Genomic DNA, 25745 nt, shown 5'->3' with positions numbered 1-25745 from the left:
CTTAAATGATTGTCTGGAAGGTTATCTCAAATGAATTATCCAAGAGTTTACGCCACCTTAACTCTGCTCTTGTTTATGTGGATTCCAGCAGCATGGGCTCAGGAGAGAATTACTCTATTGATTGGCACTGAAGCGAACGCGAACAGGGCACAGGATCGTTTTGAGACACTTCCACTCAGACCAAACACAGAATTACCACTATACCTTTTCCTCAGAAATGATGAAATTATCGATGAAAAACTGGCATTGAAGATCTTCTGCCGGAGCAATGATGGTGAAGTGTTGTTGAAACAACTGGATGACATTACTCTTATGAGTAAGAACATTCAGGAAATACTGATCAAACTGGAGAAACCACTTCAGGTACCAAATGGAAACGAATTAATATTCAGCGTTCTGGATAAAAAAGATAAAGATAAAGAGATCCTTCGCAAGTCAGTCAAGCTCAAAATCATGAAACCTGAAGAATATCTCAAGTTTACGCCGGAACTTGACAAAAATGGTAATTTAAAAGTGGACATTAAACGCGAAAACAACTTTCGCGGTCCTGAATGCAGGTTGGAACTCGACTGTTCTGCCTTGCGTAATCTTCTGCCGGGCCAGGAGTTCGCAGGGAGCCTGCTTGATTCCATTAACGCAACTGACAAGGAAAATGCTGTTCTTGCACTCCAGCAACTCAAGTTTAAGAAAAATGCAGTTGATGATGGTTTCATTTCCATCAAAGTAGACGGCGTACCTCGTGCAAAAGTTTATGTGACCAATATGGTGCCTGGCACGGGCTTGAAAAGCCTGCCTGATCGAAATGTGATTCGTTTTAATGGCCCAACCTACTGGAAACCAGATCCGGAAAATAAGTATAAAGCTCGAATCGAGGTGGATAATCTGGAAGTGGAAGATGCCAAAATCAATGTTTATTTCGATCGTGCTAATATTGGAAGCATGAATCTTCTTAGATCTTATCCCAGCACTCGACAAATTGACTTGGCGTTCAGCAGTTCTGATAAAGGAGTTTTCTCCATTAAACCGATCGTCCAGGATTGGCCACTGGAGATAGTATCTGAAGGATTGAATGGAGAACGTAAATTTGAAGCGGAGTTAGTCAAAAAAGATGATTCGCCACTAGGTGAAAGAGCAAAATGGACGGTTGTCTTCAGTAAAGAACGCCCCAAGAATATCAGGATATCCCTGAATGAAAGTAAGCAGAAGTTTCAGCTTGGCGAAAAGGTATTGGCAACTGCCACTGCTGAAAGTCCAACAGGGATCAGCAAAGCATTTTTCTTCTTAGGAGATGTTGCTCCTAAAGAACCTGAGAAACTGATCCCGGCCACGGAATCTGATAAAAGTAATAGCTGGCAGGCAAACGTGACATTGCCTGATCAAAAAGGCCGAGCCAAGCTAGGCGTTGTCATGGAAAATGGAGTTGGCCTGACTTCCACACATATCATGGATGTGTTGATTGAAGACCCTGCGATGAGTTCTTCAAAAGAAAAACTGGCGACCATTAAGGGGAACGTGGTTCAGGGTGATCGTCCGCAACGAGGACTTACAGTAGCGCTGTTCGATGACAAAAAGATGCCGGTGAAGACCACCAAGACAGACGATAGTGGAAACTTTACCTTCACCGATCTCAATGCTGGAAGTTATATCCTCGTTTGCCAACGCGAAGATAATGCTCAAGCCAGGGAAGTGGTAACGGTAGAAAAAGGTGGGGAAAAAACCGTAACTTTATCATTAGAACGATGAGGCCCGCTGAATAATCTCCATTTAACTTGAATAAATCAGCAGATTTATTGTGGTGGTTGTTTATAGGATTTCTCCCATCATAACAAATTTGCAACATCGAGAACAATCTGAAGAATCCCCCTGAAAGTGAAAGCTGTTGAGATAGCCAAAACTATCACCATCATAAAAATTTACCTATTCTTTAAGCCTTACCTGTCATGCAGACGATGTAGATGGCGATGGTACTCATGTGTGCCGAAGGTCAGGTCAATTCACAACTGCTGGTATTGGCAGTTTAGCTGGATGACAAAGGGGCATCAGTCATGCAAATGCGACATGTATGGTGTTGGGCAAGTCTGGTGACAGCTTCTGTGTTATCAACACATGCTCAGGCACAGCAGAGTGCAACGACCGCAGCCATCAACCAGGCGCCTGCGGTAGCATCTGCAGTTGGACCTGTAGCTCCCCAGCGAACGCTCTGGTCATTTCTTGGTTGCAGTTGGGAACAGAAGGAGGCCTGCCGTCGTGAAATCTGCAAAATGCCGATCGGACAGATGCTGAACAACGCCAGCGCTCCGTTAGGCGCCATGACGGGCGGCTTGATTCCATCATTCTGTCCACAAACACCCACGGCAGAGCAACTGGCAGATAAAGGCGCTGTCGGTGCCGCTGCCAAAATCCAGGCCGATGAAGCTGCTGCCAAGGAACGACGGGCTGCTGTTCGTTATCTGGGAACGGTCGATTGCCATTACTGGCCGGAAGCTGGGAAAGCCCTCGTTACGGCCTTGCGATCTGACCGTAATGAATGCGTTCGCTACGAAGCTGCACTCGCGCTGGCCAACGGATGCTGCTGCAACAAAACAACTATCGAAACCCTGATTATCGTTCTCAGTTGCAGTGATCGCGATAATTTCCCCAAAGAGACCTCGGCGAGAGTGCACGCCGCTTCACGCATCGCACTGGAAAAGTGTCTGAGCTGCTTTGAAGATGTTACACCTGTCAAGCAGAACATAGAAAACCCCGAAAAACCAGGCGACAACAAGAAACAGGACAATCCCGAAAAGGCTGGACAACCTGCATCCAAAGCCAGCTCCAATACACCACGCCAGATCAACGACACTCGTTTAAAAGGCGAAGATTATTACGCCTTTATTGAGAAACAGCCGATGGAAGCCATCGTTCGGGAAGGACGCCGCGTCCTGGCTGCTACAGCCTCTCGCGCGATCCCGGTATCGAGTGGAAACTCGCTGGCCCGCCTCTTTGATCGTGCGTCGGGAACCCCGCAGACCCAGGGATATATCGTACATGGCGGTTTACCCGGCCAGGCAGAAGTGGTAGCATCCAAGCCGAAGAATCTGTGGGAAATGATGACAGGGCGTAATCAGCCAGTGGTGGTTTCCAGCTACCCAGCCAGGTCAACCGTGGTTGCCAGCGAAACACCTCGGGTGGTGCCACAACCCGCTGCAACTCCATTGACAACCAGTACTGCAGCACCACTTCCGCTGGCTGTATCAGCTGGGACCTCTACACAACCTGTAGTTACTGTCCCGGAGACCAGAGTTCCTCCAGTTGTTCAAGTTCCAGCCAGCGCACCAGCACTACCGGCTGTACAACCGCCTCCTGTCATGAAATCTACACCGGTTTCAGTACAGACGGTTACACCAATTCCCACACCCAGGCAAGCAGCTCCTCAGCTAATGCAACCAAAAGTCACAGTAGCTGCTCAACCAGTTTCAACCGTAGTTCCCGTCACCCAGTCTGCAACGGTGGCCAAGACACCTGCAGTTAACAAGCCCGCGGTTGAGACAAAGCCGGTTGCCAAGCCTGTTGTTCAGCCAGTACAAGTGGTGACACAATCTGTGGCAGCACCATCAACGACCAGGACTGATCCAATGCAGGCCACGATTCAGAAAATCTCCATGGGCCAGGTTCATGAACGCATCGTGGCGATCGAGAGCCTGACGACATTTGACAAGGCAACGCCTGAACTAGCCAGCCAATTGATCAAGACCGCAGAGCAGGATAGCCAGGATACCGTTCGCTGTGCTGCTATCAGGGCTATGGTTCGCACAGGAGTTCGTGCTGAGCAGGCCATTCCGGTTCTGGCTCAGTTGGGAATTCAGGCGGATACTGCTGTCGGCAAAGAAGCAAACCAGGCCTTGGCGCAAATCAACCTGCGACTGGTCAATGGTAACTAATAGCGGTGAAGAATCGCTGTACGAACCAACAGACAGAAGTTTTGAAACAATGGATATTTGATTGCCGAACCACCTCACTGAATTCAACACTCATGTGAGTACCGGCTGCGAAGCGAAGGAGAACCACGGTATGCGACTGTTCGCCATCATCACCGTTGCCTGCCTCGGCTTGCCTTTATCAAGCAAGGTGTCTGCACAATCAGGAGATAACCTGCCTGATTATGCACGGGCAGCCTTAACGGGCACCGTCGTCTCTGAAGCACCTGTCAGCGACATCCTGCAGGTACAATGCAGTTCCTGCGGAACACTGCGACCATCAGCCATGGTTCATACTGGTTGTTCCAGTTGTGGATCTGCTGGCACACTGTGTGGCGACACCTGCCAGAGTGGCCTGTGTAAGCCTGGCAGTAAATGCCGATACACTGCCAATTGTGGCAGCGGATTCTGCGACACCTTCTTTGGCGGCCTGGCTGAATGCCTGTGCTGCCCTGACCCCTGTTATGAACCAATATGGGTGCACACTGCCAACGCTGCTTTCTTCCAGGATACGGTTCGACCCAAGACTTACACCCGCTATCGCTTCGATACGATTCAAAACATGAGTGCTTCCCGCATTGGCACATACTTCATGTCGCAAAACGGCCCTGCCAGCAATGCACTCGATTCCTTTGAAGTTACCATGTATCAGGAAGTGGCGAGCGACAAAGCAGCGTTCTTTATCGAAATGCCATATCGTTCACTGGACTATACTGAAGGACACAACGCAGGCTTCGTCGATATGAACCTGGGTACCAAATCATTGCTGCTCGATTGCGAATTACTGCAACTGACCTTCCAGTTCAAGACGTTTCTGCCAACGGGAGCCTCTTCGAGCGGACTGGGCACAGGACACGTTTCACTGGAACCCTCCTTTCTGGCTAGCCTGAAACTCTTCGATGCAACCTACCTTCAGCAACAGGTTGCCTACTGGATTCCCATCAGTGGCGATCCAGCATGGAGTGGTGCAGTATTACATTACCACTGGAGTATCAATCATCTGTTCGCAGAACGTGGACCCTGGCAGATCATCGGTACCGCCGAATTCAACGGCTGGAGCTTCACGACCGGATTGGTGGATGGAGTGGCGCCCGCTGGTGGAAAGACCTATTGCAACATCGGACCTGGCTTGCGATTTGTCTACTGCGATAATTACGACTTCGGTCTGGGCTATGCTCACGCCTTGTCAGAACAGTACCTGGGACAGAGTCAGTGGCGAGCGGAATTCCGCATCCGGTTCTAAGAAGTACTGAACTTTCAAGCAGCAAGCCGGGGTTCATCACCCCGGCTTGTTGGCATTTAGAATCTTCCAATTATCCAATCATGACTTGGGGAAAGCCGACCACAATCGAACCACCATGCACCGTGGGGTCACCCAGTCTGGCAGCCATCATATTACCTATTAACACGGTCGGGCTACCCATGGCAATTGCATCGGGTGGCCCAACACACGTCGCCATATCACCCTGACGTGCTGGAGGCATGAAGCCAATCAATACTGTTGGGCAGCCAGGCGGCAGGATAGGGCCACCGACATGCGGAACCACACCGGTAACCATGGGACAAACATGCATATCGCCTACGCGTGCTGCCGGTGGCATGACATTACCCTCTGCTACGTTAGCCTGCACAGGATTTCTGACCCGATTTCGAATCATCTGCCAACTTGGGTGCTACTGGTTCGGCTTTCTTTGCTTCTTCTGCGTCCGGACCTTTCTTGAGAGTGCCAGAAGCAGCCGCCCCGCCGCTGTTGATTAACACCATTGTGCCGTTGATGGCAACTCCGGCGGCGCTGACATCAACAAAATTACCACCTACTTTCAGGCTGATTTGCGTGCCAGCCTCCAGAATGATATTCATGCCCGCTTTGATGTAAATTTCCTGAGCAGCATTGAGCAGAATACCCGATCCTGCATCGGTGAGAATACTGCTGGCAGCATTAATCACTTTGTCCTTACCAATCTTCTCCAAACTCGATTCTTTAACTACGAGGTGATCGTTACCGTCGACCGCCATCTTGTGGTCTTTCTCGATTTTTACATCCATGTTGCCCGAACCAGCTTCATTGTACCCGACCGTCAACAAATAGTTTCCACCAATGTTCTCGTTCTGATGCCTGCCGATCTTGGTGTGTTGATCGCGGTTTATCTCCTCGATCCGATCATACTTTTTGCCATTTTTATTATCACCAACGATCAGATGCTGGTTGCCCAGCACTGTTTCAAAATCATCATTTTTCACTCGCGTGTCACAATTCCGTGCAGCGTGTAAGAAAATCTGTTCTTTGCCCTTCGTGTCATCGAAACGAATTTCGTTGAATCCGTCTCCTCCTGGAGTAGTGTTGCTCTTGAGATAACTTTTATTCTGATCGTCGGGCAGCTTGTAATGAGGCATCTGCTCAGCATTCCAGACACTGCCAACGATAATGGGTTGATCGGGATCGCCTTCGAGGAAATCGACCACAACTTCCTGCCCGATGCGTGGAATATGGAGCATACCCCAGCCTTTACCAGCCCAGGAGGTGGCAACCCGCACCCAGCAGGAACTGTCTGCATCTTTAGTTCCCTGACGATCCCAGTGAAACTGAACCTTCACCCGCCCGTACTTATCAGTGAATATTTCCTGGCCAGGCGGCCCGACCACCACCGCTGTTTGTGAACCCGGAATAACGGGTTTGGGTGTTGCCCTCTGGGGACGAAACGGTAAGGCAAGCGGAATGCAGTGGAACGAATTCCGATACAGGGAATCTCCTTGATTACTGCGATAGTTATCCGAACGGCAATGGTGTGAAATTTGCGTTATCACATATTGGCCATCAGCCTGCATGATCTTCCCAATTTTTGCATCAGGAATGGACTCGAAAGTTGCTTTGTGTCCGGGTACCAGACGACGACAGGTACTGGCGCCCGTCAGACTGATGCCCCTGGCCATTTCCTGCTGGGAACGAATTCCGACAGTTCGTGTATTATCTGTAAATATTTTCTGCAGTTCGCTGGCTTGCTCGCCACCACCTTTGTTTATTCCATCGAAACGTTGAGCGTAGGCACCGGGATAATCATATTGTTCGAGATTCGTGCTTTTTGCCTGCACCAGTTTCATTGATTTTGCGCCGACAGTAATAGTTGCCTGATTCGCTTTGGTAGCCTCCAGATTTCTATGAGGCAACTCGAAACAATGATCCCAGAGCGTTATTTTTCCCGAAATTACCTCCTGAGTTTTGGCTAATTCAAGAATGTGTTCACGATTCTGGTCGATGCCGAACCCGCTATCTACCAGAGTGACTTTTTCATTATGGGGGATTGGATCATGCGCGGATGGTGAATTTCCCAACACCATCTTGGCGCCACTCTCATCATGCTTGAAATAATAAAAGATGCCTTCTTCCTCCATGAGCCGACTGGCAAAAGCAAAATCTGTTTCGCGATATTGGACACAGTAATCGCGAGGCTCAAACGTACCCTGGAGGCTCAGTTGAAAAGAAAATCCCTGCAAGACTTCCTTGAGAATGTCGGGTACACTCTTATGCTGGAAAATGCGGGACTGTCGTTTTTTGGTCAGGAACCATAAAGCTGGTACAACCTCGAGGGAATAGTGTGTAAATTCACTGTCACTCGATCCCTGGCTGATACGCGAGCAGATGCCACTGAAGAAGCGATACTTCTTACCGGGCACTTCGAGCCTGACACTGATGCTCTCGCCCAGCAACTTGTCAAAATCAATGGCATCTTCCAGATGCGCGTAGCATTCAAGACGAAAATGATAGAGTTGTGAAATGGCTTCGGATCCACTGAGATCAAATGCCAGTAGCTTGTCTGTGCCCAGGGGTGTGGTGACCTGCAAAGGGTGATTCTGCTGTGAGAAACGAGGCATATGTCCTCCCTGATTTCCTGGGAGATATCAACAAATAATAAATGGCCGCTCCAACAGGAATCTTTCTATTTTAGAGAGAAATCTAGAGCGAACGCAAGCATCGAATTTCAGGGATGACAAGATTATCACCCCGAGGCGTTATTACTGATATCGTGTGAATCATGTCAGCAGAGCGGATACTATCGAAGCACCATCGCGATAACGAGTGAATAATCGATCGCTAAGTACCTGCTCAGTGCTATTGAGGCCGGGATCTGTATCGTTAAAGAATTCAAAATAATTGGTAGGAGCTGTATTACTATTTGTATACCTGAGGAGTTGTGTGCGTAATCCTCGAGGAGAACCCACTACGATTGTATTCTCTTCGGAGGGTAATCTGGAGAACGCCACACTGGATACGCCTTGAGTCAGGTGCCAGGTTCTAGGACGAAGACCGCTGCTTTCCGGAGTAAAGAATACGGTCTGATTGAACAAGTACATAGGATTGTTGACTCCGGGAGCAGGGGGAGTCTCTGGTGCGGAGTCCTTAATGAGTGCGCCGGAGAAGACAAAAACCCGAGGACCAGAAGTGCTGAGAATGGACCGTCCAATACCAGGCCCCGTCAGGATGTCATCATACACATCGTTGTCGTATTTACCCACGGCCACCTGGATGCCACCGCGGAAGGACGGAGTGTACGGACTGAACGTGCGGCGCAGCGCGAAGGTATCGCCGCCAGTAATGATCGCGACGCGGTTAGTAACACCAGGCCCGCTGCCAACCACAATATCTGCATTTTCACTGCCTGTCACCTTACCTACCGCTACGCGTGCCCCTTTGGTTCCAAACGAGGCAGGCAGAAGGGTGCTGATATCAGTACCTGGTAGATTCATTTTCTTGGAAAACGTATCGAATGAGAAAACTTTGACAGTAGCTCGCGGGCCAATGTCAGAGCCGATGATGATTTCATCCTTTCCATCCAGTCCATCCCCCTGAACATCGCCTGCAGCTACAAAAAGCCCGCCTGCGTATCGGGATCGAGGATCGAATGCAAAAAACTGAGCAAGAATGTCGTTCTTGGTGAGCCGTGTTACTTTTGTAGGATCAGGATCAGAAATAATTCCAAACAGTTTCTCACCTTTAACCACTGTTACAACTGGGCTCGCATTTGATCCATTCGCAATAATCAAATCAGGCTGGTTATTTCCATCTATATCACCCACTGTGACTCGTGGCGCTCCAAATGGTGCACGTGGATTTACAATCCGAGGGGATACTACAAACAGATTTTCAGGTGCAAGGAACTCAACATTATTTACCAGCTTTGCAAAAGGTTGTGTGACGTTTAACGTAATACTAAACTGATTGTAAGTAGTTTGGAAAACAACAGCCTGAATCTTAAGCTGGTCCAACCCTTCCATACTGAAGAAATTGACATCGCGGAAAATAGAACCATCACCAAATTTATAGGTGCCGTCAAAACTGTTGGTTCCAATGATAGGTGTAGTTGTCACGCTTACTGGAATTTCGGGGTGATCCCCAAACAGAGGCTGAATCTTGTCTCCAGGCGTTGTTAACGGAAGAGTTTCAGGCTGGTTGCCTTCCACCTGGATGGCTACAAACGTGCTAGGCCTGATTCGGAAGATATCATCAAGAATATTATCCGAATTGAATGTTGATGAACCAAGAATAGCAGAACTTGCACGGATGTTGGTATTGAATACAGTGAGAGAAGGGGATGCCAATCCTGGAATCGCCTGGAAAGCACCAGCACCCACATCAATCAGAGTAACTGCAATATTGTCTGCAGTAAAGTTTCTTCCTGCACGCAACAGCACTGCGTCGTCACTGGTAAACAATCCTGCTGGAATACTGTCAGTTGCTGGGCGAATCACCAGGTCGTTGGCATCAGCTAAATTCAATGGACCATTGATATTGGCAGACAGAAAGAATGCAACATCATTGCCAGGCTGTAAAAGGTTGAAAGCGCCAGTGCCTTCAAGCCTAAGGTTTCCAACTAACAAGTTGCCTGCCGTTTGATTGACGCCAACCCCCAGGGGAATGAACCGGGCATCCAGACTATCGGCCGTTACATTTGCATTGAGAACCACATTGGCGTTCGAAACATCCAGTTCATAGACTCCTGCAAAGGGACAACTGGCTGTTACCGTGGTGTCTCCATTAAACTGTGTAGTTCCTGTTCCGGTCAACTGAACCAGTGCAGAAACTGTCATAGAAGCATTGATTGTCACATTCTCTGCATTGTTGATAGTCAATGTCCCCAATCCACTGACTATGTCATCAAAAACAATATCTCCACCACTGCCAAGATCGTCAAAGGTAACATTCGTGCAGGGTGGGCTGCTCAAGGTGCTGAAGAAGCGAATGGTGCCACCAGTTGTAGTGATGAAACTGGCTACCGAACCGACTGTGACTGGATCTTGATAAGACTGATTCCCCGTGGTACGCACCAAGCCGCCATTGATTGCAGTGGTGCCACCGGGATTTGTCGTCAAAAAAGCAAGTGCTGTTCCATTGCCAATACTATCAACCAAGATGAAATCACCAAAGATGGTATCACCCGTGGTATCGACTGTTAATCCACCAGGGCCATCTATTGTGTTATTGAACCGAATAGTTTGATTATTTGTCGAGGTGAGAGTAGAAGTAACCAACAACAAAACAGCATCATCGTAGGTCTGAGCATTGGCCGTGGTGACGGTTGCTGTGTTGATGCGTGTATTGCCTCCGCCATTGGTCAGTAATGAACCAACACTTACAGGCTGGTTGAAAATGGTGTCACCAGAGGTGGTGACTGTTAATCCAAATAAGCCATTTACCGTGTTATTAAACTGAATCGTTTGATTATTGGTCGAAGTGAGAGTAGTGGTGACCAGCAGCACAACTGCGTCATCGTAGGTCTGTCCGTTGACCGTGGTGACAGTGGCAGTGTTGATGCGCGTGTTGCCACCACCATTGGTCACCAGGGAACCGACACTGACTGCCTGGATGAAATTGGTGTTACCTGAGGTGGTGACTATGACTGCTGAAGATGTACCGGTTAATGTCCCATTGAATGTGATGGGACCATTGTGTGGTGTACCATCAAATGTTACAGTTCCGGCTGAGACAGTTGTTTCACCATTGAAAATTTGAGTACCTGCTCGATAGGCTTTTTCAGGAGGATCGTCTATTCCCGAAAGAATATTTGTCCCGGTTACCGTTGTCAAAGTCAACGTATTAAGGCTGACAGTGTTGCCAACACTGTTCAATGCAATATTGCCTGAATTGGAGTTGGCCAGCAGAGTCTGAGCATTGGCGGCGGTACCTTGCACAGGAGCAGCCAGACTGATGTTACCGATGGTTGTATTCAGAGTGGTAGTAATTCCGTTCAGCACGTTGTTGCCATCACCCAACTGAGCAATACCCGTCGGAGCATTAATGGTGATACCCTGGAAAGTAACCGTATTGTCGCCTGTTCCGACATCGATCGTGAGGCTTCCTGCCAGATTTACCGTACCAGTCACATTTACGGTATCAACGAGCGTACCCGTGATAATTTGCAGGTTGGCTACATTGTGAGCCGCTGCTGCGCCTGTTGCTGCAAGAGTAATCGTGTCTGTACCTGCCACGGTTGTGGTATCAATGATGAGATTAGTAACATTCCAAACTGCTAATGGTTCAAAAGGAGTGGCGAAGGAACTTCCAGAAATAACAAGTGCATTCTGCAGTGGATTGGTAAAAGCGGTGCCTGCAGCAATGTCGATGACATCATGGCTGTCGGGCATCAGTACGGTGAAGGTTGCGAAACCAGTAATGTCTACTGGTGCGAGATTGGCAAATCGAATGTTTCCACCGCTAACTGAAATTGTTCCATCACCAAAATTGGCACCGGGCAAGTAACTGCCGGTTCGAGCATCCGCTAGAGGTGAAGTAACAGCCAGGATATCATTGTTTCCGCCACCATCGTAATCGATGCCACCCGAACGAACCGGGTTGCCGAAAACATAATCTACCGTCATCAGATCATTGCCGGCCAAACCATTAAAGTCGAATGATTCCACGTTGATAAGTCCGTGGAACGGACCGCCGTTCAGACTGAACTCGGAAGTATCAGGCGAGCCACTACGAGTTCGAAAGAGCAAAGAATCATCAACATTGGTACCTTGCACAGTCAAGGAATCTGAACCACCAAGTCCATCATAAATGAATGAATTGCTATTAATTATGTAATTCGTGGTATCCACCTGCAGTGTCCCTGCAACTGGATCGTAAACAGCAGTATTATCGCCATCATCACCTTCGATCAAAAATATGGCGTTGATCACGAAAACATTCTCAACACTGGTCAGCGTGATATTCTGTCGTGTATTAACTCTGATTAATCCGTTTGATGCGGTAACTACTTGACCTTCCCCATCGACCTGGATCGTATCGACGCCTCCTGTACCCGCAACCCGGATAACTGTGTTTGCAGAAGCCGTCGTCACGAAGGTATCACCCTGTGACCCTCCAGCGTAATCAGTTATCGTTGCAGTATTGTAGATTACTCCGATTGCTGTGAGCGTATTGCCTTGCGGATCTGCGCTACCGAAATCAACCGTCAAATTGATCTCACCTGTCCCCGATGTCGTAAGCGAAGCACCAGTGGCAATAGTCAGATTATCACCAGCTCTCAGAATGAGATCGCCAGTGCCTGACTGTATCGTTACGGTACCGTTCACTTGAATATTCTGACCAACTGCTGCAGCGTCGACGGTCGTTAATGTGATGTCGTTATTGCTTGTCGTTGTAACATTAGCAGCAACCAATAACGAACCACTCACCACAACATCAATGTTACCCCCAGAACTAATACCGCTGGCTGTATCCACATTGCCTACAGTGAGATTCGCGTTATTTGTAATGCTAACCGATCCACTGGTTGAACCCGCAACCGTGCTGAAACCACCATCCAGGGCAACATTTCCTGTTGCGCTAAATCGCAAATTGGTGACAGTCAGAGAACCAGAATCAACAATGGCGGCACCGGTGATGAGCGTGACTGTTGAAACATTAGCGGGGGTAAGTGCTGCCGAGACAGTTATCACACCAGCATTGGCATTTCCGATCTGGAGAACTCCTGCAGTAATGAAATCGAGTTCAGTGGCATTCAGACCCAGACGAGTGGCATTGTCAGCAGCACCTAGATTAATGTCATGATCATTGGTTCGTGTATGTACTGTGACACGATTAGCGCCGGCAGAGATGGGCTGAGAGATGATCATGGCATCCGCGCCCAGGGTGATATTTCCGGCTGCAGTCAACGACTGGCCGATAGTCATATCGTCGAATCCAATCAGCGTGACAGTGCCGGTTGAGGTCAACCCGGTACCAGTAAGTGTTACATCGGAGTTAGGATTGCTGCCACCATTGATGTTCAGTGCAGCGATAGGAGCATCAAAGCCACCCAGAAAGACATCGTTGGCGCTGCCTGAATCAAAGCTGAAATTGAGTTGAGAGATTCCAATGGCGGAGAAAGTGGCGGTGCGATTCCCGTTGCTGTAAGTTACTCCCGGTACACCGGTGACAATCGTATGATTGTTGTTTGAAATAACGTATTCGTCAGCCAGGCGAGTGAATGAGAAGTCGTTGGCTCCCGTATCGCCGGTGTAAGTTACGACACCACCAAGAATACTGAGAGCAGCATCAGGAACGAGTCGATCTTCCAGAACATCCATGACCGGACGATAGCACTTCACCGTTCGTTTTCGTGTATTGCTATTCTCAAAAAAACGAGACTGAAACCAGCGTGTTCTTCGAGACAGAGTCATATTACCACCATGAAAGGTAAACGAGCGACAACCAGGAGTAAAGGTGGCCTGGGCAAACCACTACCAACCAAACGTACATTCCATTAGAGCAACTTGGACTTCAGTCGCAAGCATGATTTCTTTTTGTAACCCGAATAGTCTTCCCGTTTTCTTAGCATAGCCCATATTATCCGTTTTTCATGTCATGCATAATCGTTGTAACAGCTATAAACATCAGGGTTTACAACGTAATTAATCGAAGCATGGCATTTCGGGGAGTTCAATTGGTTTGTTTCAATCAAGTAAGTTAGGCAAAGTCTCCGATAACGAAGGTATCTACTTGTCGTTATGATTGAGCGGAATGTGTGTTTGATTCCAGGTTAGATGACGAGGACTTTGTCATGTTGCGAAAATCCGTGTTTGCGACGTTATCTTGCCTGGGCTTGACTTCTGCGACCTATGCGCAACAGGAAGTCATTCCCACAACACCCGTTCCCAGTACCACCCCATCGGCAGCCAGCGTGCATCCTACGGATTGGAATCCCTGCGAACCGATTTGTGAGAAACGTGGTCCTTGGCAACAGGTCTGGTTGAGTGCAGGCTATGCACGCTGGTGGATGAGCGACGCACCTTTTGCCACGCCGTTAGCCACAACCGGTGCAGGCGATTTTGCCGGTGCACTGGGTGATCCTGATACTCGTATACTTTTTGGCGATCAATCGCTTGATTTTGGCGACTTCAATGGGCTTCGAATAGATGCAGGCATCTGGCTGAATCAGCAGCACACCTGGGGGCTGGGCTTCGGGTTTACCGGCTTCAATAAGCGGACATTCACTACCATATTCGATTCACAGACTACTGGGCCGGCCCTGATTACCCGCCCGATCTTTGATGCTCAGGCATTCCAGCAAGTAGGTAATATTGTCAGTGATCCTGCTTCCGGCGTCAGTGGCAGTCTGCTCATTGAAAATAGTGCTCGGTTTGGTGGTTTTGATGTCCATGTTCGCAATAACTTCTGGAACAGCGAAACTCTGACGATTGATGGAACGATTGGTTATCGCTACTTCAAAATCAGTGAGAAGCTCTATCTGACACAAAACAGCGCGTTCAATGGTGGACAAACCCCAAACCCTCTGGGGATCGCTCAACCTAATACGAATCCTGATATCCCGGATGAATTCGTATTCGTGCCAGTCAATTCACTGTTGATCAGGGATTCCTTCGAGACACGCAACCAGATTAATGGTTTGCAGTTGGGTACTCGCGCCGAAGCCCGCTTGGGTGCATTTTTTGTTAATGCTGCAGGTAAAGTGACGCTGGGAGTTAATCAGCAGCGTTTGAATATCCAGGGATCTACATCTGGAATAATTGATGGTAATGGCACTACTCTCAACGCTACCGGTGGTCTTCTGGCAGTGGGAGGACAATCACCTCCAGTAGATGGCAACACGACATTTGTCGGGAACCTGGGTGAACAGAGCTACAACCAGTTCATCGTCATGCCTGAGCTAGGCGTGCAGTTTGGTGTTCAGGTTACCAGCCATGCTCGCGTTTATCTCGGCTACGAATGGCTATATATCAATGATGTGATTCGTCCTGGGGCTCAAATCGACCAGACTATCAATCCCCGTTATGTGCCTAGCAATCCTGCGTTTGGCACACTGGCCGGGCCTAACGCACCTAACTTGCCTCGCGTACGCAATGATTTTGTTGCTCAGGGGATCAGTGCGGGTCTGGAAATTCAGTATTAATTCACAATAGACGCAGCGAGCAAGGTACGATCATCCGCCTGGAACACGGCATCTTCCACCACTTCAGGCATTTCCGTCGATGGTAGCCAGGTGTTCCAACCAAGCCTGGCTCCCAGTGTACTGCCACCGGGATTACTCAACTCACAGGCAGGCACTTCATCTCCTTTTAGTCGCAACTGCACTTCAAAATCAAATTCCGGTCCGACGTAGAATCGCGTCATCTGACAAAGAAGATAAAAAGTTTTTCGTACTTTGACATGGCTCTCGTCCGGCAAGAGTTCTACGAACCTATCATAGGATAAAGGCCCCAGTGAAATCCGAAACATGCTGTTGAAATCCCAGATACGTTCACCGGCAATCACATCTTCTCCCAGTGAACAATGCCCATCTTCGCTCATTTGTGACTGGCTTGATGCATCGAGTTGCAGCCATTGTCCTTTCAACACCTGAACCTTGACCCGCAGGTTAAAGTAATCGCTGAGGAGAGCCTGGAGACCGCTGGCATGACGAGGACGATGAGCGAGGTTACCAGCGTAATGCAAAAGTGCTTCATCGGGAACGATCGCCAATAACTGGGTGGAAGAGGAAGTATTGTCAACAGATTCCACGCGCAATCTGTTGCGCAAACCGGGGACACCCAGACCAATGAGTGAAAACAGCGCCTGCGTGAAGTCGTCTGTCTGGCTTAGAATCTTTCCAGCCGTTTTTTCCTGATGAATGCCAAGGCGGTTGGAATGGAAGTAGGCGACGGGAAAACGGTACTTCTCCCATGCTCGATAAAAAAGTGTCAGGAATCGATGATTGAAGAGATCCAGCCACTCCTGCAGTGGCGATGTAGACAGACCATCTTCCTTTACCAGTTTGCTGGCAGCAAGCACTTTCAGGGTATAGTGCAAGGGCAATGCACCCTGAGGCCCGATCAGCCCTAGAAAATTGACATAGATGTGAGGCTTATTGACCAGGTGCAGTTTCTTCCGCAGAAATTTCACCGAACTGGATGGAAATACCAGAGAGGGAAACGTTTTCAGCCGGAACTGCTCTTCGATTTCAATACGTGAACTGTGCTGGCCCCGATGCAATACTTCGAGGATGAAAACCGTTTGGAAAAAATCAAACGAAGTTGGCTGTTCAAAAAGTTTCTGTTCCAGAGTCATACTAGTGTTCATTAAAGGAGTTCACGTGTTCCGCTGCGGATCGGCCAGCGTTTGACTACCGCGCCACTTTGTCTGGTGCCATGGATCAGTCGTGTAAAAGAGTTAATGGAAGCATACAGGGCGAAGAACTGATCCAGGATGCTGGCAAACAGGTAAGAACCCAGGCCAACCAGTCTTTCTTCGTCGAGTTCGATAGTGATCTCCATGCCTCGTGCAAATCCGACCATGCCGTCTGCACGGATCAATTCGACGCTACGCCGCGTTCGGAGATCAAGAACACTTTCAATCACCTGTTGATTAATCTTGGCAATCTGGCTGTTGGTTTCCGGGTCAGCAAAATCGTAGAGAGTCAGATATTCCAGAAACACCTGCTTGCCCAACTGTGAATCCGACAGGGATAAATGATTGAGATTCAGATGCGAAATCAACCGCCAGTATGATCCCCGTCCAGGCAAGGGTCGAAGTGTGGGCGTCACCGGCCTCAGGCAGGTGATCGAGACTGGTAAAGCAGTCATCGGCTCAAAAGCCAGGGCTTCACCAGCTTCCCTGAGTACCGAAGGAAGATCACGATTGCAGCATAACGTGGTTACCACCACGGTGGGATCAGAGGGAATCTGCGGATCGAAATCAAGGTTGACGAAATGCAGATCGACTTCGGTGCCCGAATAAGTTGAAGGTTCATCCCGCGTGGATCGGCGACGCGCCTGCCAATACGCACGATGTCGCTCCCGGTCGTTATGCCGGTAAGAATAAAACGGTGCGTAATTCGTTTCGTTCCCTTGAATAGGATCGACATGCCGAACGTCCGTTATGGATATCACTTCATGAGCAGAAGGATAATGTACATCCGGTATGACGGGATAGTCATATTTCTCAAACGTAAGCGGTATCGCTTCGGTCTTTTTCTCAAACAGGTTAATGACTGGAGTTGCACCAAGTCGGAAATTTAACGAAGTTACTTCACGTTCTAAGGCAGTTGGCAGGGATCGATCAAGATAGATCAGCAACTCGATCTTGTTCCCCTGAATAGCTTTCTGTTCTTTGGCACGCGTCCATCCACCGAAGTCAAGAAACAGAAACTTTTCCCGATAGACAAAAAATTCAGTGAGCAGGCGATATCCCTGAAAGGACTGTGCCGGATAGGGGAGAATGCCTTCCTCCAAGCTGAATCCCACCGGTTTAATTGATTCCTCTGCAGAGAATGCGACCGGTCGCGACTGGGGCAAGGTCTCATCACGGAATGAAACCGCCATCACATGATTGAGCAGCAGTTCATGGAGCAAAGCAGTTAATACGTTGTCACCCCACAGGTACAAGCGTAACTGCTCGAGCGAAAGGCTGTCAAAGACAGCTGTTCCGGTTGTTTGAAAGGCTAACCGCAATACTGACTTGGGTCGCAACGATTCCTGAGTTGCAGTGTGCTGGGCCAGTTTCCAGGTTGAAGGATAGGGTGGCGATTGCAGTCTGGCTTCCAACAACTTGACAGGCCAGAGAGTTACCGGATAGGAGGTTCGGTATTGACACGCACAGGGAAGCCCTGGCACATCCCTGGTAGCCAGCATGGAATTCGCAGGTATCGTCAACCCTTTTTCCAGACCTGACACACCCGGAATCGGATCGAACTGCACGATGCTCATCGAGGGAATGGGGGACAGCAGATGAGGATAGAGGACCCCCAACATCCCATCAATGAGTTCAGGAAAATCATCATCGAGTTTGGTGCGAACTCTGGCGGTAAGCAGAGCAAAAGCTTCGATCATCCGCTCAACATGTGGATCAGTCGAACGATCAACTCCCAGTCCGAGTGCGGTTGCTTCCAGCTTGTAGCGCGATGAAAACTCCTGGGCATGTTTCCAGAAACGTCTCAGTTCCTGGTCATAGTGGACCCAGGTAATATCTTTCTTCACGCTCATGACAATTCCTTCTTGACGGTGTGTGACCCCTTTGACAGTTCAAGGATGGTTTCAAATGACACTTCAGGTCCTGGGTTGCCAGCCAGCCTGGCCTTGATTTGAAAAAATAAAGCACCTTTGCGAAAATCGCCTTTGGCCATTTTTTCTACATCATCCTGCTTACGTTCAACAACTTCCACATCGTGCAATCGAGGTTCGTAGGTTTCGATGAGTGTTTTGATATGATCCAGAATCTGCATTCTGTCATCACGCGACTGAATTTCCAAATGGGAAAAATCCATCAGGCCATAGTTGGCCACCGTTTTAGCAGCATCAGGCAAATTGGCAAATTGATCTCGTGGAGGGCTTCGAGTATTGAGCAGATCCTGCAGATCGCTCAGTATGGATTCTTCCAGTTGCAGGAGTGTTTGGCCATAACGCACTTCGTTTGCATCGAGCAGACGATCGAGTAAAGAGGGTTTGAACACGTTGGTATTTGGTTCGTACGACACGGGTACCCTGTGAAAATTTCAGACCGTCCAACGGTAATGGAACGATAAAGGCTTCCGCAAGCCTGCGGAAGCCTTACGATGACTCAAGAGAATCACGGTTACTTCTTGGTTTGCGTCTTTAAATTGTAACCGGCTTTCCCTGTTGGTCCGACAGTACCATCAGCCTTTTGTCCAAATGTCTCCATCAGCATTTCGGTATAATTGAACGAAATGGAATCAAAAGGTACTTCACCACCAGCACTTCCACCAGTTTGATAACTACTGATCAACAGATTGTTGAAAGTAATTTTCAAATAGGTTTCTTGCTTTCCACCTGCTTTACGGCAAGTCAAAATGGCTGTAGGAATATGTTTTCCTGTTGCACAATGTTGCATAAGGACCGGCGAGGCCTTGCTGTTTTTCATGGTGAAATGAAAATCCTGCATCTGTACCTTTCCAGCACCCAGTCCTTCACCTTCAGTAAAACCTGAAGTTGGATTCGATGCGCCCCAACTCCATGATTCCACTTGAATCTCCCCTTTATGACCTTCAGTCTGCGAATCAGCTGGTGCACCATCGATTTTCAAGAAATAGTCAGCTGCCATGGTTATGCTCCCTGTAACGACGGATGATGATTGAGCAGAATGAAAAGCATCTGGTCCGTCGAACCCAAACACTTTTCATGCAAAAAGATGTTACTTCTTGGCTTGCGGCAGTTCCGCCACCAAGCGCATCGAAGCATCGATGCCTTCCAGTTGATAGTGGGGCCGCAAGTGTGCGGTAGCTTGATACCAACCCGGCTTGCCCTTTACTTCCGTTACGGCTATGCGAGCTTCCCGTAATGGATGTTTGGCCTTCATTTCCTGACCGGAAATCTCGGGATTTGGATCAATAAAGTTATTGATCCAACCCTGTAACCAGTTTTGAACATCGTGGGACTCCATCATGGCACCAACTTTATCACGTGCCATCACCTTCAGGTAATGGGCAAATCGGGAGACGCACATCAGGTAATTAAACTTGGTGGACATCTCGGCGTTGGCATTGGCACCAGTATCAAAATACGTCTTGGGTTTCTGGCAACTCTGTGCTCCCAGGAAGGCTGCAAAATCAGTGTTTTTGCAATGCAGTAAGGGCAGAAAACCCAGTTCAGACAATTCGTTTTCCCGGCGATCAGGGATAAGCACTTCGGTGGGACATTTCATGGTTCTGCCACCATCTTCGGAGAAGGTGTGTACTGGCAAACCTTCGACTTTGCCACCACCTTCCACGCCGCGAGTACGCATGAACCAGCCATCATTAGAAAACGCAGTAGTTGCCCTTACAGCATAAGCCCAGGCTGCGTTCATCCATAAGTACTTGTTGTGATCCTTGTCAACCACTTCTTCGAAGTTGAACTCCTCGATAGGTTTGGTCTCGGCTCCATAGGGCAGTCGCGACAGTACTCGGGGCAAAGCAAGTGCAACATACCGGGAATCTTCTGATTCGCGAAAACTCTTCCAAGATGCATAATCCACACTGGAAAAGATTTTAGCCAGATCGCGAGGCTGATTTAATTCGGTGTAATCATCCAGCCCGAACATACTGGCAGAGGCCGCCGAGACAAAGGGAGCATGTGCGGATGCAGCCACTCCCGAAATCTTCTTCAGCATTTCTACATCTTCGGGATGTTTGCCGAATTCATAGTCTCCGACAATCAGTCCATATGGATGTCCACCCAGAACACCGTATTCCGATTCATAAATTTTCTTGAAGAATGCACTTTGGTCAAACTCGACAGCATTTTCGAGATCTTTGGCCAGTGTCTTCTTGGAAACATTCAATACACGAATCTTGAGCGTATCACCCGTTTCAGATTGCTTGACAAGATAATCAAGGCCGCGCCAGGTTCCTTCGACCTTCTGAAAGTCAGGATGATGCATGACTTCGTTCAACTGGGCTGAGAGTTTACGATCGATCTCAGCTTGCCAGAGCTTTATCGTGCGTTCCAGGTCTCCTGAGACCACCGAGCCAGGCTTGGCGTTCAATGCCTGTTTCACCAGCTCGCCGATGAAGCCCTGATTGCGCTCACGTTCGGTTTTTGATGCAGGTTTGGTATTGTCGAGAATGGTATCGAGCAGGCTTTTCTCTTCCTGTACTGCCTCTGCTCCACCTGCTGCTGCACTTTGCGACTTAGCCATGGCTTATTTTTCCTCCGTGGGTGCTGCAGGGGCATCCGCTGCAATTCCCATTTGCTTTGCGAGTTCTTCCACCTTGGCGGTATTCTGCAATACCTCCTGCAGCAGGCCTTCCAGTTTGGCATTTACGCCAATTTTGCTGAGCACCTCATCGAGGCGCTGTCGCATGTCGAGTAATTCTTTCAAGGCAGGAATCTGTTCTGCTACCCTGGCAGGATGAAAGTCTTCCATGCTGCGGAATTTCAAGGGCACGGATAGCTGTGAGCCATCTTCAGAAAGTTTGTTGTCTACCCGTATATTGATTTCCGGAGCTGCATCGGCCATAACACTGTTGAGATTATCACGATCAACCTCGACAAATTTCCGATCTTTCAGTGGTGGCAGGGGTTCGGTTCGCTGAGCTGACAAATCTGCTACGACACCCACCACAAAAGGAAGTTCCTTCTTCTGTAAAGCACCGTTGGTTTCCACATCATAGGTGATTTGGACACGAGGCGGTCGGACTCGGCCAATCTTCTTTTGATTACTTGCAGACATACTTAAAACTCCACTCAAGACGTGGAATAAACCACGCTTACTACCTGTTTTCTGTTTCGAGTCTCGTCCCGCATCTTACTTTGCCAAAAACAGTCGATCAAGCAGATACTTATGAAATTCAGCGAATTTACTTCCCTGAACAAAATCTAGATGGAGCGCAACTGGCTAATCTTTCACGCTTTTCCGATTATTTTTGGGTTCATCAACGAACCCGCGGTGGGAAGATTGCACCCGCTGGGGAGAGCTTCACTTCTTCTGTTTTCAAGCGAGGCTTTTTACCATAGGGCCTGTAGAGTGGATCTCCAATAATCATCATCTGCCAACTGGTGAAATGGTTACTGAGCCAGTAGCTTTCCACAACCGTATGCCCGGCAAGAAGAAACCCGAAGAACGTTGCAGGCTTCGGGAAGGCAATCAAATAAGGTTCCCATACGGGGCCAATGGAAACACAGGCTCCATCCTGAAGCAGGTTGGGGACCCAGCGTTTATTGTTAGCTTCTCGCAATGACACCGCTTCAAAGCTGGCAATGTGGTAAGCAATGGAACCCTTCATCAATTCAAATGCCGGTGTGTAATTCTGTAATGCATACCAGCCACAATAGAGAGCAGTGCGCGGACAGGTTCCAACACGAAATACATCTTCCGTATTGTTGAGAGTAGTTCGAAAAAGCGATTTTTTGAAGAGTTCAGCGAGTTCACGCAGCGACTCATCGTAACCGCCATAGGTGCCTCCAGCAGCATCACCCTCTTTTTTCCAGTTGATGCCTCGTGCATCGACGTAAGCGAACCCCGCAGGGCCGCCCGCTTCCTCCGTCTGGATGGCATCCTCGATGATGCGTTTGGCTACTGCTGGTGTTGGACCGTCCACCCTGCAGGTCATCACGATCCGGGGCATTTTGGATCGTGCAGATTCTGTGATAGTGAAGAATCGTGTATTCAACTGCCAGCGAGACAAGGGATACGGAGGATACCACATGAGAGCGAGTTCATTATCCACTGCAGCGTTGCTCTCCCGCTGATCGTGCATCATCGACTGCTGTTCCAATGTCACAATCGCTTGTTTCAGCCTGGCAACGTCACCTTCGTATAACTTTGCTTTTGCTTTCTCATTTGCTTCGTTCAATTTGCGTACTTGATCGTTCGCTTCACTCAGTTCATCATAGTTCTTCTTGAGTTCTTTCTTGATTAACTCGATCCGGGTAGTATCTTCCGCCTTAGGTGTTGCGTTGCCTACTCGAATGGGTACACCGTAAGTAGTCAGCAGAATAATATCCTGATGCTGAAAAGACCTGAGCTTGTCTCTAATAGGAGCCAGCAGCCTGGTTTCATAATCTTCACGAGACATTTCTTCGGTATCGGGCAGATCGAGTCGCAGAAGATGATCCATCGGCACCTTTCGCTGCTGGCAGTAGAACTCTCCGAGAGCGACGGAAGTTATCATGTTTCGGTTAACCACCACCCAGACACTGTCAGGACTAAAAAGTGTCGGGCTGTTGATTTGTCCAAAACTGATAGTGCTGCTGCACAACACAAAAAGAAAAGAAATGTACCGCATGGTGTATCTCGTCTGGAGCCGTTCTTTCACCTTTTCTATTATGGGATTGCCCATCTGGAAGTATAAGACACATGTATCGAAGTTTTCTGGCAACCTTCACTTAATTCGATTAGACTAAAGTGATGCACTCCCTCCAGCAATTGCTTCAATCTTCCTCACGACGATCTTTCCTCAGTACCACCGGGATGGGTCTGGGTGCAACGGCATTGTTTAAGTTAATGGGTGCGAAGGTACTGGCTGATGACAAATCCCCGGGGCCACTCAAAGGCATACTGGATAAACCTCATCATCCACCCAAAGCGAAACGCATCATTTATCTGTTCATGAGTGGTGGCCCTTCGCAACTTGATCTGTTCGACTATAAGCCTCTGCTCAACAAAAAGAATGGGGAAGACCTGCCTGACAGTGTGCGGCAGGGGCAGCGCTTGACGGGTATGTCGGCACATCAGGCAAGATTGCCACTAGCTGGTTCCATATTTGAATTCAAACAGCACGGCCAATCGGGGGCCTGGTTCAGCAACCTGTTGCCTCACACAGCCAGGCTGGCTGATGATCTGTGTCTGGTGAAATCGCTCCACACGGAGGCAATCAACCACGATCCCGCAATTACTTTTTTTCAAACAGGTTCTCAATTAGCCGGTCGCCCCTCGATAGGTTCCTGGCTCAGCTATGGTCTCGGTAGTCTGAATGAAAATCTCCCTGCGTTTGTAGTATTAATTTCCAAGGATCGCATTGATCAGCCTCTCTATGCCCGGCTCTGGGGCAACGGTTTCCTGGCGAGTACGCATCAGGGAGTTCAGTTCCGAGGTGGCAAAGACCCAGTTCTGTATTTAGCCAATCCAGATGGCATCAGTCCAGCTGCGCGAAGGAATATGTTGGATCGATTGAAGGAACTGCATGAACTGCAACAGGAACAAACGGGGGATACTGAAATAGCCAGTCGCGTTGCTCAGTATGAAATGGCGTATCGCATGCAGACCAGCGTGCCCGAAGTGATGAATCTTGCGAGCGAGCCGGAAAGTGTCTGGAAACTCTATGGGCCAGAAGCCAGGAAACCTGGGACCTTTGCTGCCAATTGTCTTTTAGCCAGACGTTTAGCTCAACAGAACGTCCGTTTCATTCAGTTGTACCATCCGGGCTGGGATCATCATGGCGGATTGCCTGGCGGCATCCGTCGCCAATGTGCAGACATCGATCAGGCAACTTATGCTCTGCTAACTGATCTCAAACAACAAGGAATGATGAACGATACGCTGGTGGTCTGGGGTGGTGAGTTCGGTCGAACGAATTACAGCCAGGGGAAATTGACCGCAACTGATTATGGCCGCGATCATCATCCACGTTGCTTTACCATGTGGCTTGCTGGTGCAGGCATCAAAACGGGAACCAGTTTTGGATCAACCGATGAGTTTGGCTACAGTGTGGCAGAAAACGGAGTGCATGTTCACGACATGCAGGCTACTATCCTGCATTTACTGGGCATTGATCATGAACGGCTCACCTACCAGCATCAGGGGCGGTATTATCGCCTGACAGATGTGCATGGCCATGTCGTGCATGATATACTCTCGTAACATGCTGCCCTGAATGCATGGTTATTTCAGGAATTGCAATATCCCGGAATTGCAGATTTCGATTACAATACTTCCGTTTTCTTCCCCCTCAGAGGGTTGTGCCATGTTTTCATCGTTTAGCCGCAGTTGGGAAATCATTTCACAAAGCTACGCGGTACTCAAAAAACAGAAGACGCTAGTGGTCTTCCCTATTCTCAGTGGAATAGCCTGCCTGATTGTTGCGATATCATTTATTGCACCTGTTATTGCAATGCCTGACCTGTTTGTGAAAGTGGCACGCAAGGGTGGTGACCCTGAAGCCAGGAATTGGATTATTGCTATCGGTGGCTTCCTGTTTTATTTCATCAACTACTTCATCATCATTTTCTTCAATGCAGCACTGGCAGCCTGTGCGGTGATGCATTTCAAGGGAATTGATCCCACTCTGGGTGATGGATTATCCGCAGCAGGTCGTCGCTTCCCTCAAATCCTCGGCTGGGCCTTTGTCGCAGCCACCGTCGGCATGATTCTGAAAGCCATACAAGACCGTTCCGAATGGGTAGGCAAACTGATTGTGGGGTTCCTTGGTTTGATGTGGACTGCGGTGACCTATCTGGTGGTGCCGGTGCTGGCCGTGGAAGGCAAAGGGCCGATTGACGCACTGAAACGCTCCAGTGAATTATTACGTCGTACCTGGGGTGAAGGGTTGGCAGGTGGCCTGACGATGGGACTGGTTGGTTTTCTGCTAACCTTACCTGGCTTGTTATTGATCTTTGCAGGAGCAATGGGTGGAGCCGCCATGCAAAATATGATGCTGGGCGGCATCGCCATCGGTCTGGGTGTGATTTATCTGGTGGTCATCAGCATTATTCTTTCAACGCTGAAACAGATTTATATTGCCGGGCTGTATCTGTATGCTGCTGAAGGCGTGATGCCGAACGGCTTCTCGCCTGATCTGGTGCAGGAAGCCTTCCACAAAAAGTAAACTTGGGCCCCATCAAGATCCCTGGTGACAGAATGATGTCATCAGGGCAACA

At 48.8% G+C, this 25745-nt stretch carries 16 protein-coding genes; 6 read left to right on the top strand and 10 right to left on the bottom strand.

Going from position 1 to position 25745, the window contains the following annotated elements; all coding sequences use genetic code 11:
• Window positions 1-30 precede the first annotated feature (30 nt).
• From JNJ77_21165 to JNJ77_21155, 3 genes are all read left to right on the top strand, one after another.
• On the top strand, window positions 31-1743 hold the full coding sequence (locus tag JNJ77_21165) for a carboxypeptidase regulatory-like domain-containing protein (protein ID MBL8825113.1): 1713 nt from the start codon (window positions 31-33) through the stop codon (window positions 1741-1743).
• Window positions 1744-2045: 302 nt separating this feature from the next.
• Window positions 2046-3920 (top strand): hypothetical protein, encoded by a 1875-nt coding sequence (locus JNJ77_21160; protein ID MBL8825112.1) that lies wholly within the window; start codon window positions 2046-2048, stop codon window positions 3918-3920.
• Window positions 3921-4050: 130 nt separating this feature from the next.
• Window positions 4051-5199 (top strand): hypothetical protein, encoded by a 1149-nt coding sequence (locus JNJ77_21155; GenBank protein ID MBL8825111.1) that lies wholly within the window; start codon window positions 4051-4053, stop codon window positions 5197-5199.
• Window positions 5200-5269: 70 nt separating this feature from the next.
• Here the strand turns inward: JNJ77_21155 and JNJ77_21150 are convergent, their stop codons facing one another.
• The 3 genes from JNJ77_21150 to JNJ77_21140 form a co-directional block, all read right to left on the bottom strand.
• A complete protein-coding gene (locus tag JNJ77_21150) occupies window positions 5270-5557 on the bottom strand; it encodes a PAAR domain-containing protein (GenBank protein MBL8825110.1) in 288 nt (95 codons plus the stop codon).
• Between the two features lie 19 nt (window positions 5558-5576).
• Window positions 5577-7826 (bottom strand): type VI secretion system tip protein VgrG, encoded by a 2250-nt coding sequence (gene tssI / locus JNJ77_21145; protein ID MBL8825109.1) that lies wholly within the window; start codon window positions 7824-7826, stop codon window positions 5577-5579.
• 159 nt (window positions 7827-7985) lie between these two features.
• A complete protein-coding gene (locus tag JNJ77_21140) occupies window positions 7986-13547 on the bottom strand; it encodes a hypothetical protein (protein ID MBL8825108.1) in 5562 nt (1853 codons plus the stop codon).
• Between the two features lie 452 nt (window positions 13548-13999).
• Here JNJ77_21140 and JNJ77_21135 point away from each other — a divergent pair, with 452 nt between their 5' ends.
• Complete coding sequence (locus JNJ77_21135; protein MBL8825107.1) at window positions 14000-15349, top strand: BBP7 family outer membrane beta-barrel protein; 1350 nt, start codon at window positions 14000-14002, stop codon at window positions 15347-15349.
• Here JNJ77_21135 and tssG read toward each other — a convergent pair.
• The 7 genes from tssG to JNJ77_21100 all read right to left on the bottom strand — a co-directional run bounded on the left by tssG (window position 15346) and on the right by JNJ77_21100 (window position 23155).
• The gene (gene tssG / locus JNJ77_21130; protein ID MBL8825106.1) at window positions 15346-16503 is read right to left on the bottom strand and encodes a type VI secretion system baseplate subunit TssG; all 1158 of its coding nucleotides are present in this window, start codon (window positions 16501-16503) and stop codon (window positions 15346-15348) included. The two genes, JNJ77_21135 and tssG, sit on opposite strands and share 4 nt — an antisense overlap.
• Window positions 16504-16514: 11 nt before the next feature.
• On the bottom strand, window positions 16515-18416 hold the full coding sequence (gene tssF, locus JNJ77_21125) for a type VI secretion system baseplate subunit TssF (GenBank protein ID MBL8825105.1): 1902 nt from the start codon (window positions 18414-18416) through the stop codon (window positions 16515-16517).
• Window positions 18413-18907 (bottom strand): type VI secretion system baseplate subunit TssE, encoded by a 495-nt coding sequence (gene tssE, locus JNJ77_21120; GenBank protein ID MBL8825104.1) that lies wholly within the window; start codon window positions 18905-18907, stop codon window positions 18413-18415. Before tssE ends, tssF begins: the two co-directional genes overlap by 4 nt.
• A gap of 98 nt (window positions 18908-19005) precedes the next feature.
• Complete coding sequence (locus JNJ77_21115) at window positions 19006-19491, bottom strand: type VI secretion system tube protein Hcp (protein MBL8825103.1); 486 nt, start codon at window positions 19489-19491, stop codon at window positions 19006-19008.
• A 90-nt stretch (window positions 19492-19581) separates the two neighbouring features.
• Window positions 19582-21066 carry a type VI secretion system contractile sheath large subunit gene (tssC, locus tag JNJ77_21110; protein MBL8825102.1) on the bottom strand — a complete coding sequence of 495 codons (1485 nt, stop codon included), beginning with the start codon at window positions 21064-21066 and terminating at the stop codon, window positions 19582-19584.
• A 3-nt stretch (window positions 21067-21069) separates the two neighbouring features.
• Entirely contained in the window at window positions 21070-21600 is a 531-nt protein-coding gene (gene tssB, locus JNJ77_21105; GenBank protein ID MBL8825101.1) for a type VI secretion system contractile sheath small subunit, read from the bottom strand.
• A 202-nt stretch (window positions 21601-21802) separates the two neighbouring features.
• Window positions 21803-23155: a TIGR03790 family protein gene (locus JNJ77_21100; protein ID MBL8825100.1), complete on the bottom strand. Its 1353-nt coding sequence runs from the start codon at window positions 23153-23155 to the stop codon at window positions 21803-21805.
• A 122-nt stretch (window positions 23156-23277) separates the two neighbouring features.
• On the opposite strand from JNJ77_21100, the gene JNJ77_21095 reads away from it, so the two are divergent.
• Both JNJ77_21095 and JNJ77_21090 read left to right on the top strand, forming a co-directional pair.
• On the top strand, window positions 23278-24729 hold the full coding sequence (locus JNJ77_21095) for a DUF1501 domain-containing protein (protein ID MBL8825099.1): 1452 nt from the start codon (window positions 23278-23280) through the stop codon (window positions 24727-24729).
• Window positions 24730-24832: 103 nt separating this feature from the next.
• A complete protein-coding gene (locus tag JNJ77_21090; GenBank protein ID MBL8825098.1) occupies window positions 24833-25693 on the top strand; it encodes a hypothetical protein in 861 nt (286 codons plus the stop codon).
• The last annotated feature ends 52 nt before the right edge of the window (window positions 25694-25745 follow it).

The sequence above is a fragment of the Planctomycetia bacterium genome (genome assembly GCA_016795155.1).
Classification (GTDB): Bacteria; Planctomycetota; Planctomycetia; order Gemmatales; family HRBIN36; genus JAEUIE01.
The sequence above is the reverse complement of the archived record's forward strand: the minus strand, read 5'-3'. Positions and strand labels throughout refer to the sequence as shown.